The sequence below is a fragment of the Streptomyces sp. NPDC048481 genome (assembly GCF_043200075.1).
In the GTDB taxonomy this organism is placed as follows: domain Bacteria; phylum Actinomycetota; class Actinomycetes; order Streptomycetales; family Streptomycetaceae; genus Streptomyces.
The window spans coordinates 434,439-449,833 of sequence record NZ_JBICXC010000004.1; the positions used below are offsets into that span (position 1 = coordinate 434,439).

A 15,395-nucleotide genomic window follows, 5' to 3' on the forward strand; every position below is an offset into this window, starting at 1 on the left:
TCCACGCGAAAGCCTTGGACAAAGGAATGGACGACACGATGGCGGACGTCTTTCTCGATTCCTTCGTCCCGGGCGGCGGCGGCCGCAGGCGCCACGGACCCCGGCAGAGCGGCGCCGGGCTGCGCCGGGCGCTCGTGCTCGCGCTCGCCGTCCCCCTCACCTCGGCCGCCCTGGCCGCCCCTGCGGCGTTCGCCGCGGACAGGGCCGGGGCGACGGCCGGGGCCGACGCGCGAGGGCCGGGGCACGGCGCGCGAGGGCCGGGGCACGGCGCCGACGACCGGCGGATGGTCAGGAACCTGGCCGCCCGTGTTCTGGACCCGCGGCTGGGCGCGAACGTCGGCGGCGTGGTCCTCGACTCCGCGTCCCACCGGACGCTGTGGGACCACAACGGGGCGACCGCGCTGATGCCGGCGTCCAACACCAAACTCGCCACCGCGACGGCCGCCCTGACCGTCCTGGGCCCGGACCACCGGTTCACCACCGAGGTCGTCCTGGGCGACGGCACGCTGACCCTCGTCGGGGGCGCGGACCGGACGCTGAGCGGGGCCGACCTGGCCGAGCTGGCGGGCAGTGCGGCCGCGGGGCTGAAGGCGGCGGGGCTGACCTCGGTGAGGGTCGCCGTGGACGACAGCCTGTTCCCGGAGCCGGCCCTGGCCGTCGGGTGGAACACCGGCTACTACCCCGACTCGGTCGCCCCGGTGCGCGCGCTCGTCGTGGACGGGCGCCATGTCGACGACACCTCGCTCGACGCCGGACGGCTCTTCGCGCAGAAGCTCGCGGCGGCCGGGGTCGCCGTCGAGGGCGCGGTCACCCGCGCGACGGCGAGCGCCCGGGACGTCCCGGTGGCCCGGCACAGGTCGGCCGCGCTGTCGGAGATCGTCCACCGGATGATCAAGGTGAGCGACAACGACGTCGCCGAGACCCTGCTGCGGGCGACCGCTCTGGCCGCGGGCCGCCCGGCCACGTTCGAGGGCGGCACGCAGGTCGTGCGCCGGGTGCTGAGCATGCGCTACGGAGTGTCCCTCGACCGTTTCGAGATCCACGACGGCAGCGGGCTCTCCCGCGCGAACCGCATTCCGGCCGCGACGCTCGCCGACATCCTCGAACTGCTCACGGAGCCCCGCCACGCCCGCACGCTCGGCTCCGTCCGCGACGGCCTGCCCGTCGCAGGAGAGGCGGGCAGCACCCTGGGCCCCGAGTGGGGCCGGTTCGACGACGCGAACTCCCGGTGCGCCGTCGGCGAGGTGCGCGCCAAGACCGGCACGCTCACCGGGGCCGTCGCCCTGAGCGGTCTCACGCAGGGCAAGGACGGCGGATGGAAGGTGTTCTCGTTCGTCGAGAACGGCTCCACGGCCGACCCGAACGCCGTCAAGGACGCCATGGACGGGCTCGCGGCGACCGTCAACGGCTGCTGGGCGTAGCGCCCACCCGGCCGAGCGGCGGAAGCGGGCGAGGAGGAAGCATGCGGGCGGGCCGGCTCCGGCGGAGCCGGCCCGCCCGCATGCCCGGCCCGACAGCACCACTCTCGGGACGCTGCCGTGCCGGGCGGGGCGGGCCGGCTAGCCGCGGTCGCGCTGCTGGACGCGGGCGAGCAGCAGGTTCGGGTCCCGCTGGGTGAAGTACGCGGCGCTGGTGACGTACACGGTCCGGCCGCGGACGGCCACCGAGGTGGGGTTGGACAATCCGTCGGCCGCCGTGAGAACGACGTGGTGGGTGCCGTCCGGGCGGACCAGCTCGACCTCGCTGCCGCCGGTCATGGCGGCGAGGACGGTGTCGCGGTGCCGCTCGGTGAAGCCGAAGTCGTCGATGGCGTAGAGACGGGTCGCCCGGGTCTCGATCGCGCCGGCCGACCCGTTCTCGCGCACGGGGACGCGCAGCAGCGTGCCGGCGTTGGTGTTGGACACCCACACGGCACCGCGGTGGAGCCGGAGCCCGTTGGCGCCGACCTTGGCCGCGGGCCGGGGGTTGCGCGGCTCCAGTGCGGCGCCGGTGGCCCACGCCGTGGGCTCTCCCCCGGCGCGCGGGACGCGCCAGACGGTGCCCAGCACCGAGTCCGCGGCGTAGAGGACGCCCCGGCGCTCGTCCAGGGCGAGGCCGTTGGGGAAGCCGGCCGGCGGCAGCTGGGCGATCTGGCGGGGCTTTCCGCCGTGGGCGGGGATACGCCAGATGCCGGTCGCGGCGGTGCCGGTGGCGTAGTTGACGAACAGGGTGCCGTCCTGCGCCCGGGCGATGCCCAGGACGACGGCCGCTCCGACGACGGGCGTGTGCGGGTTCGCCACGGCGGGCAGGGTGGCGAGGAGCCGGGTCCGGCCATGGCAGTTCACGTCGACGACCTGCCGGGCGTTGGACAGCGTCAGGACGGCGGAGCCGTCGGGGGCGAGCGCGATGTTCTCGGGGGACTGTCCCCGGGCGAGGTCGAAGTGGGCGGCGACGCGCGGAGCGGTGACGGCCGGTCCGTCTCCCGCGGCGGGAGCGGCGGCGAGGGTGCCGAGGGCGAGAACGGCGGCGGCGACGACCGCCGGACGGGGAACTCGTGGCATGGGGCCCTTCCTTGCTGAGAAGTGGGGCACTCCGCCGGACGGCGGCCAGACGACCATCGCCGCGGCGCCGCGGCGCCCGGCGCAGTCGCGGCCGGGAGGTCGCCCGCGTGGCCCACGGCAAAAACCCGGCTGCCGCTCACGTGGGTGAGGTGATGCAGCAGACTGTCCGTAAAGACCGGCAACCCTCCCAGAAGGAAGCACAGCGTGATCATCTTCGGCACCAAGGGATACCTCTACCAGCTGGCGATACTGACGCTGGTGTGCGGCCGCTGCGGCAACCCCGCCGCCCACACGCTCAGGAAGCGCGTCACGAAGTTCACGCTGTTCTTCGTGCCGCTGTTCCCGATCTCGACGAAGTACGCGACGCAGTGCACCTTCTGCGGCGCGGAGCAGAACGTGACCAAGGAGCAGGCGGACCAGCTGCTCGCCCAGGGCGCGGGCGCGGGCCAGCCGTACGGCCAGCAGTACGGTTCGCCGCAGCAGCAGCCGCACCAGCACTGACGCACCGCCCCCTCAAGGGGTGAGGCCGGCCCGTTCGCAGGCGGTCCGGAGCCCGGGGGTGCAGATGCGGGCGACGGTGTAGACGCCGTGGTCGACCAGGACGCGCCGGATGTCGTCGACGGTCACCGCTTCCGCGGTGAGCAGGACGGACGGGATGCGGGCGGTGGTGGGGCTGTCGGTGGTGGTGGTCGCGCCGTCGCGCGGATCCTCGCCCCGTCCGACGGAGACCGCCATCGCGGCCGCCGCGGCCGCCTCGTCCTTGAACGGCTTGTACACCGTCATGTACTGCTCGCCCCGGACGATGCGTCGTACGGCGTCGAGGTCGGCGTCCTGGCCGGTGACGGGCGGGAATTTCGTGACGCCGGCGCTCTTCAGGGCGGCGACGACGCCGGCCGCGATGGAGTCGTTGGCCGCGAGCACGCCGTCGATCCGGTCCGGGCCGAGGGCCGCGATGGCGGCGGACATGTTGCCGTGGGCGTTCTGGGTGCTCCAGTCGAGGGTGTCGTACGAGCGGGCGACCCGTACCTGGCCGGACAGGACGGACAGCGCCCCCTTCTTGTACCGGGCCGCGTTGGGGCCGGACGGGTCGCCGTTCATCATGACGACGTCCCCTCCCCCGGCCCGCCGCCCCATGCCCTTGAGCAGCGCCTCGCCCTGGAGCCGCCCGATGCGCAGCGCGTCGAAGCCGACGTAGCCGGTGACGGGGCCCTCGGCGAGACGGTCGTAGGCGATGACCTTGACGCCCGCCCGGTCGGCCTCCTGCACGGAGGAGCGGACCGCCCGGGTGTCCGCCGCGTCCAGGACGATGACCTTGGCCCCCTTGGTGACCATGGAGACCAGTTGCTGGCGCTGCCGGGTCACGTCGTTCTCGGCGTTGGCGTACTCCACGGTGCAGCCGGGGCACAGTCTGCGCACCTGCGCCTCGATCAGCGGCCGGTCGGAGTGCTCCCAGCGCGGGACCGCGCGGCTCGGCAGCAGCAGGCCCACGGTGAAGCCGTCCCGGGCCGGCCGCTGCCCGCCGCCCCCGCAGGAGGCCAGCGCGATCGCTACGAGGGCCGCGGTGAGCACCGCGAGCACCTGCTGCCGGCGGATCGTCACGGCGCTCCCTCCGCAACGGTGATCTCGCTCCACACCTGTTTGCCGCCGGCCACCGGCACCGAGCCGAACGCGTCCGACATGGCCTCGACGAGCAGCAGGCCACGGCCGCCGGTCGACTCCCAGTCGACGATGACGGGCTTGGCGGGCGCGCGCGGCGAGGAGTCGCTCACGCAGACGCGGACCCGGTCGCCGCGCAGGATCAGGTCGAGCCGGACCGGCCCCTGGGTGTGCACCAGGGCGTTGGTGACGAGTTCGGAGACGACGAGCAGCACGGCGTCGGCCGCCTCCCGGACCTTCCAGCGGCGCAGGGTGCGCGCGGTGAAGCGGCGGGCGTGCATGACCGCGTCGGGCAGCCGCCACACCATCCATCCGGCCCGGATGGGGCGGGTCTTCATGCCGTCGTAGCGCAGGAGCAGCAGCGCCACGTCGTCCTCGCGGCGGCCGAGGTCGCCGAGCAGTGCGTCGGCCATGGCGCCCGGGTCCGCGGGATCGGCGGCGGCGAGTGCGGCGCGGGTGCGGCGCATGCCCTCGTCCAGGGGCAGGTCGGCGGCCTCGACCAGACCGTCGGTGACCAGGGCGAGGACGGCGCCGGGCGCCAGTTCGACGGCCGTCATGGGAAAGTCCGCCTCGGCGAGGATGCCCAGCGGCGGTCCGCCCGCCACCTCGATCTCCTCGGCGACGCCGTCGGGGCCGCGGACCAGGGGGGCGAGGTGACCGGCCCGCACGAAGAGGGTGTTGCCCTCCTCCATGTCGAGTTCGGCGTAGCAGCAGGTGGCGAAGAGGTCGGTCTCCATGGCTACGAGGAGCCGGTTGGCGTGCGAGACGACCACGTCGGGCGGGTGGCCCTCCATGGCGTAGGCCCGGACCGCGGTGCGCATCTGGCCCATGATCGTCGCGGCGCCGGCGCTGTGTCCCTGGACGTCGCCGATGACCAGGGCCACCCGGTCCTCGGAGAGGGCGATGACGTCGTACCAGTCGCCGCCCACCTGGAGGCCGCGCTTTGCGGGCAGATAGCGGGCGACGGCGGTGCCGCCGGGCAGTTCGGGCAGCCGCCGGGGCAGCAGACTGCGCTGGAGCATCGTGGCGAGTTCCTGCTCGGCGTCGTGGGCGTGGGCCCGCTTGAGGGCCTGGCCGACGAGAGACGCGGTGGCGGTGAGCAGGGAGCGTTCCTCGGGGACGAACTCGTGGGGGCGCTCCCAGCCGACCAGGCACACGCCGGTGACCTGGCCCTTGGCGGGCAGCGGCAGGACGGCCAGTCCGCCGTCGCCGACGCCGGTCAGTCCGGGTTCGAAGCCGGTGCCGGCGGGCCACAGGTCCATCCGGCCGTCGCGCAGGGCGGCCTGGAGGGTGGGCAGGGCGCGCAGCGGCGCGTCCGGCCACTCGGTGCGCCACTCGCTGCGCCACACCTCGGGCCAGGCGCTCGGCCGGGGCGGGTCGAGGACGGTGACCAGGAGCCGGTCGTCCTGGATGGCGGCGAGGGCCACCCGGTCGGCGCCCAGCGGCTCGCGCAGGGCGGAGACCACGACGCGGCCGACGTCGCGGACGGTGGCGGCGTCGTCGAGGGCGGCGGTCAGCCACTGGATACGGGCGACGTCGTCGGTGCCGCGGCGCAGGACCGGCGTGGCCGTCACCACGCCCAGCACCTCTCCGGGCGCGTCGGGGGCGCCTCCCGCCACGCGGCAGCTCAGGCTCAGCCAGCGCATCTCGCCGGTGGGGCCGCGGACCCGGAACTCCAGGTCCCGTCGGACGGTGGCCTGGGCGGACGGCTCCAGGACCGACATCAGGGCGTGCATGTCCTCGGGCAGGGCATGGGCGAGGAGGGTGTCGACCTTGCCGTCGAAGTCGTCGGGGGTGATGCCGACCAGGTCCAGGAGCGTCTCGTCGGCCTCGATCAGGCCGGTGTCGGGGAACAGGACGAACGAACCGACGCGCAGGCTGCGCAGGGCGGGTACGAGCAGCGGCACCGGTGCGGGCGCGTCGGCGACCGGGCGCAGGAGGACGGCGAGCGCGTCGGCATAGCGTTCGAGGAACCGGCGCTGCTCGAGGTCGAAGCCGTCCGCCGCGCCCTGGAGGACGAGGCAGCCCAGCCGCCGGCCGTCCGCGTCGAGGGGCAGCACGCCGATCGGGGGCCGCGCGGTGAGCCACAGGGGCCGGTCGGTCCGGTAGGCGCGTGCGGCGGGCGAGTCGCCCGACATCTCCAGCCGGTCCGGCGGCCGGACGCCGAGGGGGGCGTCGCCGGAGGCGTCCATCAGCCGCAGTTCCCCCTCGCCGGCTGCGGGCGCGTAGACCGCGGCCTGTGCCGCTCCGGCGAAGGCCAGGGTCCGGTCGAGGCATCTGCGCACCGTACCTCCCGTCCTGCCGCAGGTGCCGACAGGTTGAGATCGGGGCACCCACCCACCAGAATCGCATACAAGGATCAACCGAACATATCCACCTTATTGTCGTCTACGGCGGGTATCGCATATGAAGGCCTGCATTCGGGACACCGCCGCCGCCGTGACGGCCGTCTCCACCGCCTTCGTGCTGGCGGCCTGCGGGGCGGACGCGGACGGCGGCCCCGCCGCACGGGGCGGACCGCGCATCGGTCTGCTGCTGCCGGACGTGACGACGGCACGCTGGGAGACGCAGGACCGGCCCCTGCTGGAGAAGCGGATCCGGGAGCTGTGCGCGGCCTGCACGGTCGAACACGCCAACGCCAAGGGCGACGTGGCCCTCCAGCAGGAGCAGATGGACGCGATGATCACCAGGGGCGTGGACGCCGTCGTGCTCGTCCCCGTGGACGCCCGCGCGCTGGCCCCCTCGGTCTCGCAGGCCCACGCCGCCGGCATCCCGGTCATCGCCTACGACCGCCTGGCCGAGGGCCCGATCTCCGGTTACGTCTCCTTCGACGGCGTGGAGGTGGGCAGGCTCCAGGGCCGCGCGCTGCTGAAGGCGATGGGCGACAAGGTGCCCGGCGCCCGGATCGTGATGATGAACGGCGATCCCGGCGATCCCAACGCGCGGGCCTTCCGGCGCGGCGCGCTCTCCGTGCTCGACGGGAAGGTGAAGATCGGCAAGGCCTACGACACCCCGCAGTGGCGGCCGGAGATCGCCAACATGAACATGTCCGGGGCGCTCGCGGCCCTGGGCGACGACGCCGTCGACGGGGTGTACGCCGCCAACGACGGACTGGCCGGCGGGACCATCTCCGCCCTCAAGGCGAACAAGGTCCGTCCGCTGCCGCCGGTCACCGGGCAGGACGCCGAACTGTCGGCGCTGCGGAGGATCGTCGGGGGCGACCAGTACATGACGGTGTTCAAGCCGTTCGGCCCGGAGGCCGCCGCGGGCGGCGCCATGGCCGTGGCGGCGGCGCGCGGGGAGAGTCTCGGGCCGGTGGCCACCGGGGAGGTGCCGACGCGCGGCGGACAGGCCGTCGCCTCGGTGCTGCTCACGCCGGTGTCCGTGACGGCCGACAACATCGGGGACACGGTCGTCAAGGACGGCCTGCACACGGTCGGGCAGATCTGCGTCCCGCGGCTGCGCGCCGCCTGCGCCCGCGCCGGACTGACCTGACCCGCGACCGAGGAGGTGGTTCCCGTGCCGGCTCCCCCCTTGCCGGCCGCCCCCGGGGCCGCCCCGGCGGAGAGGGGCGCCATCGGGCGGCAGGGGCGGCCGGTCCGCGTCCGGCGTCCGCACCACGCCCGGGAACCTGGCATCGCCGCCGTCCACCGCGACCCCGCCCCGTACGGGGATCTCGACACCCTCGGGAGCCCGTGGGGCCGCGGGATCCGCCGGTCCGGGTTCCTGGAGGGGGTGGAGACGGAGCGCCGCCGTACCGGCGGGCGGCCGCCGGAACGGCCGACCGGAGGACCGCGCGGACCGGCCGGCCCGCGCGGGCCGGTCGTGCCGCTCCGCGGCGGCCGGCGGCGGACGGTCGCCGTCGCCCGCCCGCTCCCGGACGACTTGCGCGTGCTCCTCCTGGACGAACCCACGGCCGCGCTGGGCTCCGAGCGGACCCCCGAGGTCCTCGACCTGGTAGACCGGTCGCGGGGCCGCGGTCCCGGCGTCCCGTTCATCGGCCACGGCCCGGGCGACGTGGACACCGCGTCCCGGGAACAGATCGTCTCGTCCATCACCGGCGCCACGCAGAACGTGCCCCGCCGGCCGGCCGGCCGGGAGGCGGGGTGGTGAAGAGCATGCGGGTCGTCTCCCGTGGTGCGCGCAGCGCGGTCGAGGCCGTCCGGCGCAGGCTGCGCGCCGGCGAACTGGGGTCGCTCCCCGTCGTCCTCGTCCTGGCCGTCGTCTGGATCACCTTCCAGTGCCTCAACCAGAACTTCCTCTCGCCGCGCAACCTGTCCAACCTCGGTGTGGACATCGTGGGGACGGGGATGATCGCGGTCGGCATCGTCTTCGTGCTGCTGCTCGGACAGGTCGACCTGTCCGTCGGGTCGATCAGCGGTCTGGCGGCGGCGGTCTTCGCCGTGCTGAACGTCGACAACGGGGTGCCGGAGTGGCTCGCGCTCGTCGTCGCGGTGCTCGTGGGCACCGTGGCGGGCACGGTGCAGGGCTACTCCGTCGCCAGAACCCGGGTGCCCGCGTTCGTGGTCACGCTCGCCGGGCTGCTCACCTGGAACGGCCTGATGCTGGCCGTGCTCGGGAACAGCGGCACCGTCAACCTCGACGAGAACGGGCTGGTCGCCCGGCTGACCAGCTACTACTTCACCGACGACGCGGTGGCCTACGGTCTGGCGGCGGTGGCCGCGGCGGCGGTCTTCCTCGTGTCCGACCGGGCCCGGCGCCGCCGCCGGGCCGTCGGCATGCCGCACCGCTCGCTGCGCGCCGTCCTGGTGCGCACCGGGGGCACCGCCGTGCTCGCGTTCTCCGTCGCCTACGCGCTCAACCGGTTCCAGGGGCTGCCGCTGGCGTTGCTGGTCTTCCTGGTGCTGGTCGCGGTCCTCGACGTCGTGCTGCGCCGCACGCACCACGGACGGCAGGTGTACGCGCTCGGCGGCAGCATCGAGGCGTCCCGGCGCGCGAGCATCGACGTGACGCGGGTGCAGACGGCGGTCCTCGCGACGTCGGGGACCATGGCCGCGATCGGGGGTCTGTTCCTGGCCTCGCGGATCACCTCGGTCAGTCAGACGTCGGGGTCGGGCGTGCTGCTGGTCAACGCTATCGCGGCGGCCGTCATCGGCGGCACCAGTCTGTTCGGCGGGCGTGGCACGACGTGGTCGGCGGTGCTCGGCATGCTGGTCATCCAGTCGATCGCCTCGGGCATGGCGATCACGGACACTCCCCCGGCCGTCCAGTTCGTGATCACGGGCGGGGTGCTGTTCGCCGCGGTGGTCATCGACTCGCTGTCACGCCGCTCTCACGGGGCGACCGGCCGGGCCTGACGGGAGCACGGGCCGGCCCGGGGGTGCACGGGGGCCGGCCCGGCCCGGGGGTGCGCGGCAGCGCCGATGCGGACTCGACTTTGTGCGGACATGAGTATCTCCGTTCGGCTGTGCGGTGACCGCGTGCGGTCTACGGTGGTGCCGTTCCGATTTTGGTGAAACTTGCACCACTTTTGAACGCAGCGCCGCCGTCTCCCCGTAGTGAGGGAAGAACGGCGCGTCACGTGCGCCGCGTTCCAGGCGATAGGACGACCGTGCCGAACAGCTCACCCGCAGCGGAGGGACGAAGAAGATCCCTCACCAGCAACTGGCCGGTGGGCCGACGGCTGCGCGCCGTCCTGCTCATCCCGGTGCTCGTCGCCCTCGTGCTCGGGGGCGTGCGGGTGAAACGCTCGGTGGACACCTGGCAGGACGCCGACGACGCGGTCCGGGTGGCCGAACTCGTCCAGGCGGCGAACAAGTACGCCAGCGACGCGATCAACGAACGCGACGTCTCGGTCATCCCGCTGCTGACCGAGAAGAAGGTCTCGGACGCGGTCGTGCAAGCCCGTGCCACGACCGACGCGGACGCCGCGGTCTTCGACCGCGCGGTCGCCAGGATGCCCGGGACCAGCGGTCTGACGCGGCGCGTGCGACTGGTCCGCGACGGCGAGAAGCAGCTCGCCGCCGTGCGGGCCAACGCGTTCACCTCCCGGATGTCCGGCGTGCAGACGGAGGAGAGCTACCACACCGTCCAGCACCCCCTGATGGAGCTGTCCAACGAGCTCGGCTTCGGCAGCGACAACCGGACGAGTTTCGGCCGGACGCTCTACGCGGTGTCCCTGACGCAGGCGACCGAATCGCTCATCCGCTCCATCGGCACCCACCTGCTGGTCGAGGACCGCGCCGCCCTGGCCCCCGGGGAGCTGAAGGCCCAGCTCGCCTCGTTCCGCTCCTACGCCTACCTCGAACAGGTCGGCCTCCAGGAATACTCCGGCGCCGGAACCGCCGAGGACACGGAAAGGCTGCGACAGGCGCTCGCCGCCGCCGAGGCGCGCGGCAGACAGCAGAGCGCCGAGGCCGCCGCGCAGGCGTCGGCGGCGGGTCGTCCCTATGTGAGCCCGCCCCCCATGGCCGACATGATCACCGCGATCGCCGACGGGACGCCGCCCGGCGAACTCGCCGCGAAGGGCATCACCCCCGAGTCGTTCTTCGCCGCGTCCACCCTGGGCTTCGACGCCTACCGCAGCGTCCAGGTGAACCTCACCGACGCCGCGCTGGCGAGCGCCCAGGACATCGCCGACGACGCGCGGCGCGACGCCATCACCAACACCGCGCTCGTGCTCGCCTCGGTGCTGGCCGCCTTCCTGCTCGCCTCCTGGGTGGCGCGCACGATGAGCACCGGCATGCGCCGACTGAGCGCCTCCGCCATCGACATCGCCGAAAAGCGCCTGCCGAGCCTCATCGAGCAGATGTCGCAGGCCGACGCGCGCCGGGCCGACGTCCGGGTGACGCCGATCCCGATCGACACCACCGACGAGATCGGCGAGGTGGCCCGGGCCTTCGACCACGTCCACCGCGAGGCCGTCCGCCTCGCCGCCGAGCAGGCCCTGCTGCGCGGCAACATCAACGCGATCTTCACCAACCTCGCGCGCCGCAGCCAGTCCCTGATCGAACGCCAACTCGCCCTGATCACCAGCCTGGAGGACAACGAGACCGACCCGGACCAGCTGGAGAACCTCTTCCGGCTGGACCATCTGGCCACCCGCGTGCGCCGCAACGGCGAGAACCTCCTCGTGCTCGGCGGGGAGAAGCCCGCGCAGGCGTGGGACCGGCCGCTGCCGCTGGTCGACGTGATCCGCGCCGCCTCCTCGGAGGTGGAGCAGTACGAGCGCATCCACTTCTCCGGCCTGCCCGAGGTGCACATCGAGGGCCGCGCGGTGACCGACCTCGTGCACCTGCTCGCGGAACTGCTGGAGAACGCCACCGTGTTCTCGTCCCCCCGCTCACAGGTGCGGGTGACCGCGGCCCGGCTGCCCGACGGCCGGATCATGGTCGAGATCCACGACGAGGGCATCGGCCTGGCGGCGGAGGACTTCGCGACGATCAACCACAAGCTGGCCCACCCGCCGACCGTCGACGTCGACATCGCCCAGCACATGGGACTGTTCGTGGTCGGCCGGCTGGCCGAACAGCACGGCGTCCGCGTGCAGTTGCGGCCGTCCGGCGAACGGTCGGGCACGACGTCCCTCGTCATGCTGCCCGACACCCTCGCCCACCGCCCCGCCGACGCCCCGTCCGACTCCGACACGCTCACCCTGGCCATGGTCAAGAACGTCCCGGAGTCCCGCCACGCCGACGCGATGTCCGCCCTGGGCGGCGGCTCCGGATCCGACGACGCGTTCAGCGGCTACGAGGCCTGGCAGGACGAACCGGCCGGAGCACGGCCCGCCGAGGAGCCGCCGCCCGCGACGGCCCGCCCCCGGCCCCTCCCCCGCCGGGCGCCCGGCGGCCGGGGCCACCGCTCCCCCTGAGCCCCGCGGACGCGGCCCCCTTACAGCGAGGACGGCGCATCCGGCGGCGGGACACGCCGCCGGATGGCCCATCACACCACCTGAGGGTCCTTCCGGTCATAACGTCAGCAATATGAAGAAATGCCATATCGCATACCTGGCGTGCACGGCGGCGCTCCTCGGCACGGGCCTCGGCGCCGCCCCGCCCGTCGCCGCGCACAGGGTCCACCTGGTCAAGCCGGGCGAGTCGATCCAGAAGGCGGTGGACGCCGCCCGGCCCGGCGACACGGTGCTGCTGAGCCTCGGCGTCTACCACGAGAGCGTCACCATCAGCACGCCCGGGCTGACCCTGCGCGGCATGGGCCGGCGCACGGTGCTCGAACCGGCCGCCGACGCCGCGAAGACCACGGCCACGGCCAAGGCTTCGGGCACGGCCATGACAACAGGCACGGCCAAGGCCTCGGGCACGGCCGAGCCCGCGGCCGTCGGCACCTGCGCCGCGGGCGGCAACGGCATCTGCGTCGTCGGCACCGGGGGCGACCGCGTCGAGGACGTCACCGTCGCCGCCCTGACCGTCTCCGGCTTCACCCGCAACGGCGTCTACGCCGCGGCGACCGACCACCTGACCGTGCGCAACGTGACCGCCCTGAAGAACGGGGTCTGGGGCATCGCGCAGGAAGGCTCCGTGCGGGGCGTGTTCCGGGGCAACACCGCCCGGGACAACGGCGACGCGGGACTGTTCCTCGCCAACAGCGTCTCGCAGGAGCAGGGCGCCACGGACACGGACGGAACGGTGGTCGAGCGCAACCGGCTGGAGGGCAACCGGATCGGCGTCACCGTGCGCCGGCTGCGCAACCTGACCGTCGCGCACAACCACCTGACCGGCAACTGCGCCGCGGTCTTCGTCGTCGGCGACGAGAACAAGCCGAAGGCCGGACTCGTGACCGTGCGCGACAACCGCATCGTGCGCAACAACAAGTCGTGCCCCAAGACCGCCCGGCTGGACGCGCTCCAGGGCTCCGGGATCGTGCTGACCGGCGCCGAGGACAGCCTGATCACCCACAACGTGATCGAGGACAACGCCGGCACGTCCCCGCTCTCGGGCGGCATCGTGCTGTTCAAGAGCTTCGTGGGCACCACCAGCGACCGCAACCGCATCAGCGACAACGACCTGCGCGGCAACTCCCCCGCGGACCTGGTGAACACGGACACCGCCGGCAAGGGCAACACCTTCGAAGGCAACTCGTGCCGGGCCTCGCAGCCCGCCGGCCTGTGCTGAACGGCCGCCCGCCGACGCCGTTCACCCGGGCACCGGGCACGAGACCCCGGCCACCGGCGGCCTCGGCACTCCAGGAACCTCAGGCACTCAGGAACCCACGCAGGAAAGAAGGCGGCAGATGACGACCGTTCAGCCTCGCGAGCTCTCCGACCCGCCGGTGCAGGGGGCGCCCCCCGTCCCGCCCCCGTCCATGCGGCTGAGGGAACTCGCGTTCGGGGCGGCGTGCGCCGCCGCCCTGCGCGCGGCGGCCCGGCTGGGCGTCGCCGACGCCCTCGGCGACGCCCCGATGCCCGTGGCCGACCTCGCGGCCGCAGTGAAGACCGAGCCCAAGCCGCTGCGCCGGCTCCTGCGGGCCCTGTCCTGCTACGGCGTCTTCGCCGAGCAGGCCGACGGGACGTTCGCGCACACCGACGTCTCCCGGCTGCTGCGCGAGGACGACCCGGGCAGCCTGCGCGCCATCACCCTGTGGTGCACCGAGCCCTGGACGTGGGACGCCTGGCCGCTGCTGGACGAGGCCGTGCGCACCGGCCGCAACGTCGTGCAGGACCTGTACGGCAAGGAGTTCTTCCCCTACCTCAACGAGGACGCCCCGGAGTCGGCGGACGTCTTCAACCGCGCCATGACGACGTCCAGCGTGCAGTCGGCGCGGGACGTGGCGGAGTTCCTCGACCTGTCGCGGAACTCGTCCGTCGCGGACCTCGGCGGCGGCCAGGGGCACGTGGTGGCGAGCCTGCTGGACAAGTACCCGACGATGCACGGGGCGCTGCTCGACCTGCCGCGCGTGGTGGAGAACGCGGTGCCGAGGCTGCTCCCCGGCGGCGACCTCGCCGACCGGGCGCGCGTGGTGCCGGGCGACGTCCGCGAGGCGGTGCCGGTGCAGGCGGACGTCTACGTCATCAAGAACATCCTGGAGTGGGACGACGAGAGCACGGCGCGCACCCTGCGCAACGTGCGCGAGGCGGGCGGCCCCGGAGCACGGGTCGTGGTGATCGAGAACCTCGTCGACGACACGCCGTCGATGCGGTTCAGCACCGCCATGGACCTGATGCTGCTGCTCAACGTCGGAGGGGCCAAGCACACCACCGAGAGCATGGTCGCCCGGCTGACCGACGCGGGCCTGGTCATCGACGACATCAGCCCGGTCAACCCCTACCTGCACGCGTTCGACTGCCACGTCGGCGGCTGACCGCGCCTCCCTTCCGTCCCTCGCACCCCCGCAGACCACCGGTCGCCGGGCCCGCAGCGCCGCGGGCCCGGCGACCGGTGACGGCCGGGGTCAGCCGGCCGGCTCGCGCTCCCACAGGTAGAAGCGCTGCGCCATGGCGTCCTTCGGGGAGCGCCAGGTCTCGGGGTCGTAGGCGCTGACGTACGCGGACAGCCGCTCGCTCACGTCCCGGAACTCGGGGTGTCCGGTGATCTTCGCGATGGCGGGGCCGGGCTCGCGCTCCGACTCGATCATGTGCATGTAGACGTCGCCGAACTGGAAGAGGCTGCGCCGGACGACGCCGACGAGGTGCGGCAGCTCTCCCCGGTCGGACTCCTCGAACACCTTGGCGATGTCGGGGGCCGATCCGGGGGCCATCCGGGCGACGATGAGGGCCTGGTGCATGGAACCGTTCTCCGTCCGGCTCAGTCGGTCAGTCCGGGAGTGGCGCCGCGCTCGGCGGCGGCCTTCTCGATGCGGTCCCGGATCAGGCCCATCTGGACCTTGGAATTGCGGTTGATGTTGTCGGTCATCCAGTCGTCGTCGACCGGAGCCTCCGGCTTCATCGCGAAGTCCTGCGTCCACACCATCCGCGTGCCGCCGGGGACCTCCTCGTAGCGCCAGTGGATGTTCATGTGGTCGAACGGGCCCGTCTCGACCCGGCGGGCCCTGACCGTGCGCGTCTCGCGGTCCGGCTCGCGCTCCGACACCCAGCTCCACACGGTCCCGTTCTCGTCCGGGTGCATGGTCAGCCGGAAGGTCGTCCTGCGTCCCTCCCGGGAGAGGATCTCGACGGACGCGTACTCGGTGAACAGCCGCGGCCAGTTCTCCAGATCGTTGGTGATCTCCCAGACGAGGTCCAGGGGCGCCGCGATGGTGATCTCGTTCTGTGTGTGTCCGGACATC

General features: G+C 73.5%; 13 protein-coding genes. 8 read left to right on the top strand and 5 right to left on the bottom strand.

All coding sequences use genetic code 11. From position 1 onward, the window contains the following. Positions 1 to 38 precede the first annotated feature (38 nt). Positions 39 to 1,421, top strand: a complete 1,383-nt coding sequence (gene dacB / locus ACGFSH_RS15990; RefSeq protein WP_393348819.1) for a D-alanyl-D-alanine carboxypeptidase/D-alanyl-D-alanine-endopeptidase — start codon at positions 39 to 41, stop codon at positions 1,419 to 1,421. A 138-nt stretch (positions 1,422 to 1,559) separates the two neighbouring features. Here dacB and ACGFSH_RS15995 read toward each other — a convergent pair whose 3' ends face one another. Further along, on the bottom strand, positions 1,560 to 2,540 hold the full coding sequence (locus ACGFSH_RS15995) for an SMP-30/gluconolactonase/LRE family protein (protein ID WP_393348820.1): 981 nt from the start codon (positions 2,538 to 2,540) through the stop codon (positions 1,560 to 1,562). 204 nt (positions 2,541 to 2,744) lie between these two features. On the opposite strand from ACGFSH_RS15995, the gene ACGFSH_RS16000 reads away from it, so the two are divergent. After that, positions 2,745 to 3,041 carry a zinc-ribbon domain-containing protein gene (locus tag ACGFSH_RS16000; protein WP_393348822.1) on the top strand — a complete coding sequence of 99 codons (297 nt, stop codon included), beginning with the start codon at positions 2,745 to 2,747 and terminating at the stop codon, positions 3,039 to 3,041. A gap of 12 nt (positions 3,042 to 3,053) precedes the next feature. Here the strand turns inward: ACGFSH_RS16000 and ACGFSH_RS16005 are convergent, their stop codons facing one another. Both ACGFSH_RS16005 and ACGFSH_RS16010 read right to left on the bottom strand, forming a co-directional pair. Then, the gene (locus tag ACGFSH_RS16005) at positions 3,054 to 4,139 is read right to left on the bottom strand and encodes a sugar ABC transporter substrate-binding protein (protein WP_393348824.1); all 1,086 of its coding nucleotides are present in this window, start codon (positions 4,137 to 4,139) and stop codon (positions 3,054 to 3,056) included. Next, positions 4,136 to 6,481, bottom strand: a complete 2,346-nt coding sequence (locus ACGFSH_RS16010; RefSeq protein WP_393348826.1) for a SpoIIE family protein phosphatase — start codon at positions 6,479 to 6,481, stop codon at positions 4,136 to 4,138. Before ACGFSH_RS16010 ends, ACGFSH_RS16005 begins: the two co-directional genes overlap by 4 nt. 121 nt (positions 6,482 to 6,602) lie before the next feature. Between ACGFSH_RS16010 and ACGFSH_RS16015 the strand changes: the two genes are divergently transcribed. From ACGFSH_RS16015 to ACGFSH_RS16040, 6 genes are all read left to right on the top strand, one after another. After that, positions 6,603 to 7,691: a sugar ABC transporter substrate-binding protein gene (locus ACGFSH_RS16015; protein ID WP_393348828.1), complete on the top strand. Its 1,089-nt coding sequence runs from the start codon at positions 6,603 to 6,605 to the stop codon at positions 7,689 to 7,691. A gap of 24 nt (positions 7,692 to 7,715) precedes the next feature. After that, the gene (locus ACGFSH_RS16020) at positions 7,716 to 8,309 is read left to right on the top strand and encodes a sugar ABC transporter ATP-binding protein (RefSeq protein ID WP_393348830.1); all 594 of its coding nucleotides are present in this window, start codon (positions 7,716 to 7,718) and stop codon (positions 8,307 to 8,309) included. Between the two features lie 5 nt (positions 8,310 to 8,314). Beyond that, on the top strand, positions 8,315 to 9,514 hold the full coding sequence (locus ACGFSH_RS16025) for a sugar ABC transporter permease (protein WP_393349168.1): 1,200 nt from the start codon (positions 8,315 to 8,317) through the stop codon (positions 9,512 to 9,514). A gap of 254 nt (positions 9,515 to 9,768) precedes the next feature. After that, entirely contained in the window at positions 9,769 to 12,027 is a 2,259-nt protein-coding gene (locus ACGFSH_RS16030) for a nitrate- and nitrite sensing domain-containing protein (RefSeq protein ID WP_393348832.1), read from the top strand. 112 nt (positions 12,028 to 12,139) lie between these two features. Next, positions 12,140 to 13,285: a nitrous oxide reductase family maturation protein NosD gene (locus ACGFSH_RS16035; RefSeq protein WP_393348834.1), complete on the top strand. Its 1,146-nt coding sequence runs from the start codon at positions 12,140 to 12,142 to the stop codon at positions 13,283 to 13,285. Positions 13,286 to 13,403: 118 nt separating this feature from the next. Further along, positions 13,404 to 14,471: a methyltransferase gene (locus ACGFSH_RS16040; protein WP_393348836.1), complete on the top strand. Its 1,068-nt coding sequence runs from the start codon at positions 13,404 to 13,406 to the stop codon at positions 14,469 to 14,471. 90 nt (positions 14,472 to 14,561) lie between these two features. Here ACGFSH_RS16040 and ACGFSH_RS16045 read toward each other — a convergent pair whose 3' ends face one another. Together ACGFSH_RS16045 and ACGFSH_RS16050 are read right to left on the bottom strand one after the other, a co-directional pair. After that, complete coding sequence (locus ACGFSH_RS16045) at positions 14,562 to 14,894, bottom strand: TcmI family type II polyketide cyclase (protein WP_069772252.1); 333 nt, start codon at positions 14,892 to 14,894, stop codon at positions 14,562 to 14,564. 20 nt (positions 14,895 to 14,914) lie between these two features. Further along, complete coding sequence (locus ACGFSH_RS16050; RefSeq protein WP_393348838.1) at positions 14,915 to 15,394, bottom strand: SRPBCC family protein; 480 nt, start codon at positions 15,392 to 15,394, stop codon at positions 14,915 to 14,917. Position 15,395 lies beyond the last annotated feature (1 nt).

Excerpts from the sequence above, each read along its gene's own strand:
- dacB (WP_393348819.1), top strand. The coding sequence starts at position 39 with ATGGCGGACGTCTTTCTCGATTCCTTCGTCCCGGGCGGCGGCGGCCGC.
- ACGFSH_RS15995 (WP_393348820.1), bottom strand. The coding sequence starts at position 2,540 with ATGCCACGAGTTCCCCGTCCGGCGGTCGTCGCCGCCGCCGTTCTCGCC.
- ACGFSH_RS16015 (WP_393348828.1), top strand. The coding sequence starts at position 6,603 with ATGAAGGCCTGCATTCGGGACACCGCCGCCGCCGTGACGGCCGTCTCC.
- ACGFSH_RS16025 (WP_393349168.1), top strand. The coding sequence starts at position 8,315 with ATGCGGGTCGTCTCCCGTGGTGCGCGCAGCGCGGTCGAGGCCGTCCGG.
- ACGFSH_RS16035 (WP_393348834.1), top strand. The coding sequence starts at position 12,140 with ATGAAGAAATGCCATATCGCATACCTGGCGTGCACGGCGGCGCTCCTC.
- ACGFSH_RS16040 (WP_393348836.1), top strand. The coding sequence starts at position 13,404 with ATGACGACCGTTCAGCCTCGCGAGCTCTCCGACCCGCCGGTGCAGGGG.
- ACGFSH_RS16045 (WP_069772252.1), bottom strand. The coding sequence starts at position 14,894 with ATGCACCAGGCCCTCATCGTCGCCCGGATGGCCCCCGGATCGGCCCCC.
- ACGFSH_RS16050 (WP_393348838.1), bottom strand. The coding sequence starts at position 15,394 with ATGTCCGGACACACACAGAACGAGATCACCATCGCGGCGCCCCTGGAC.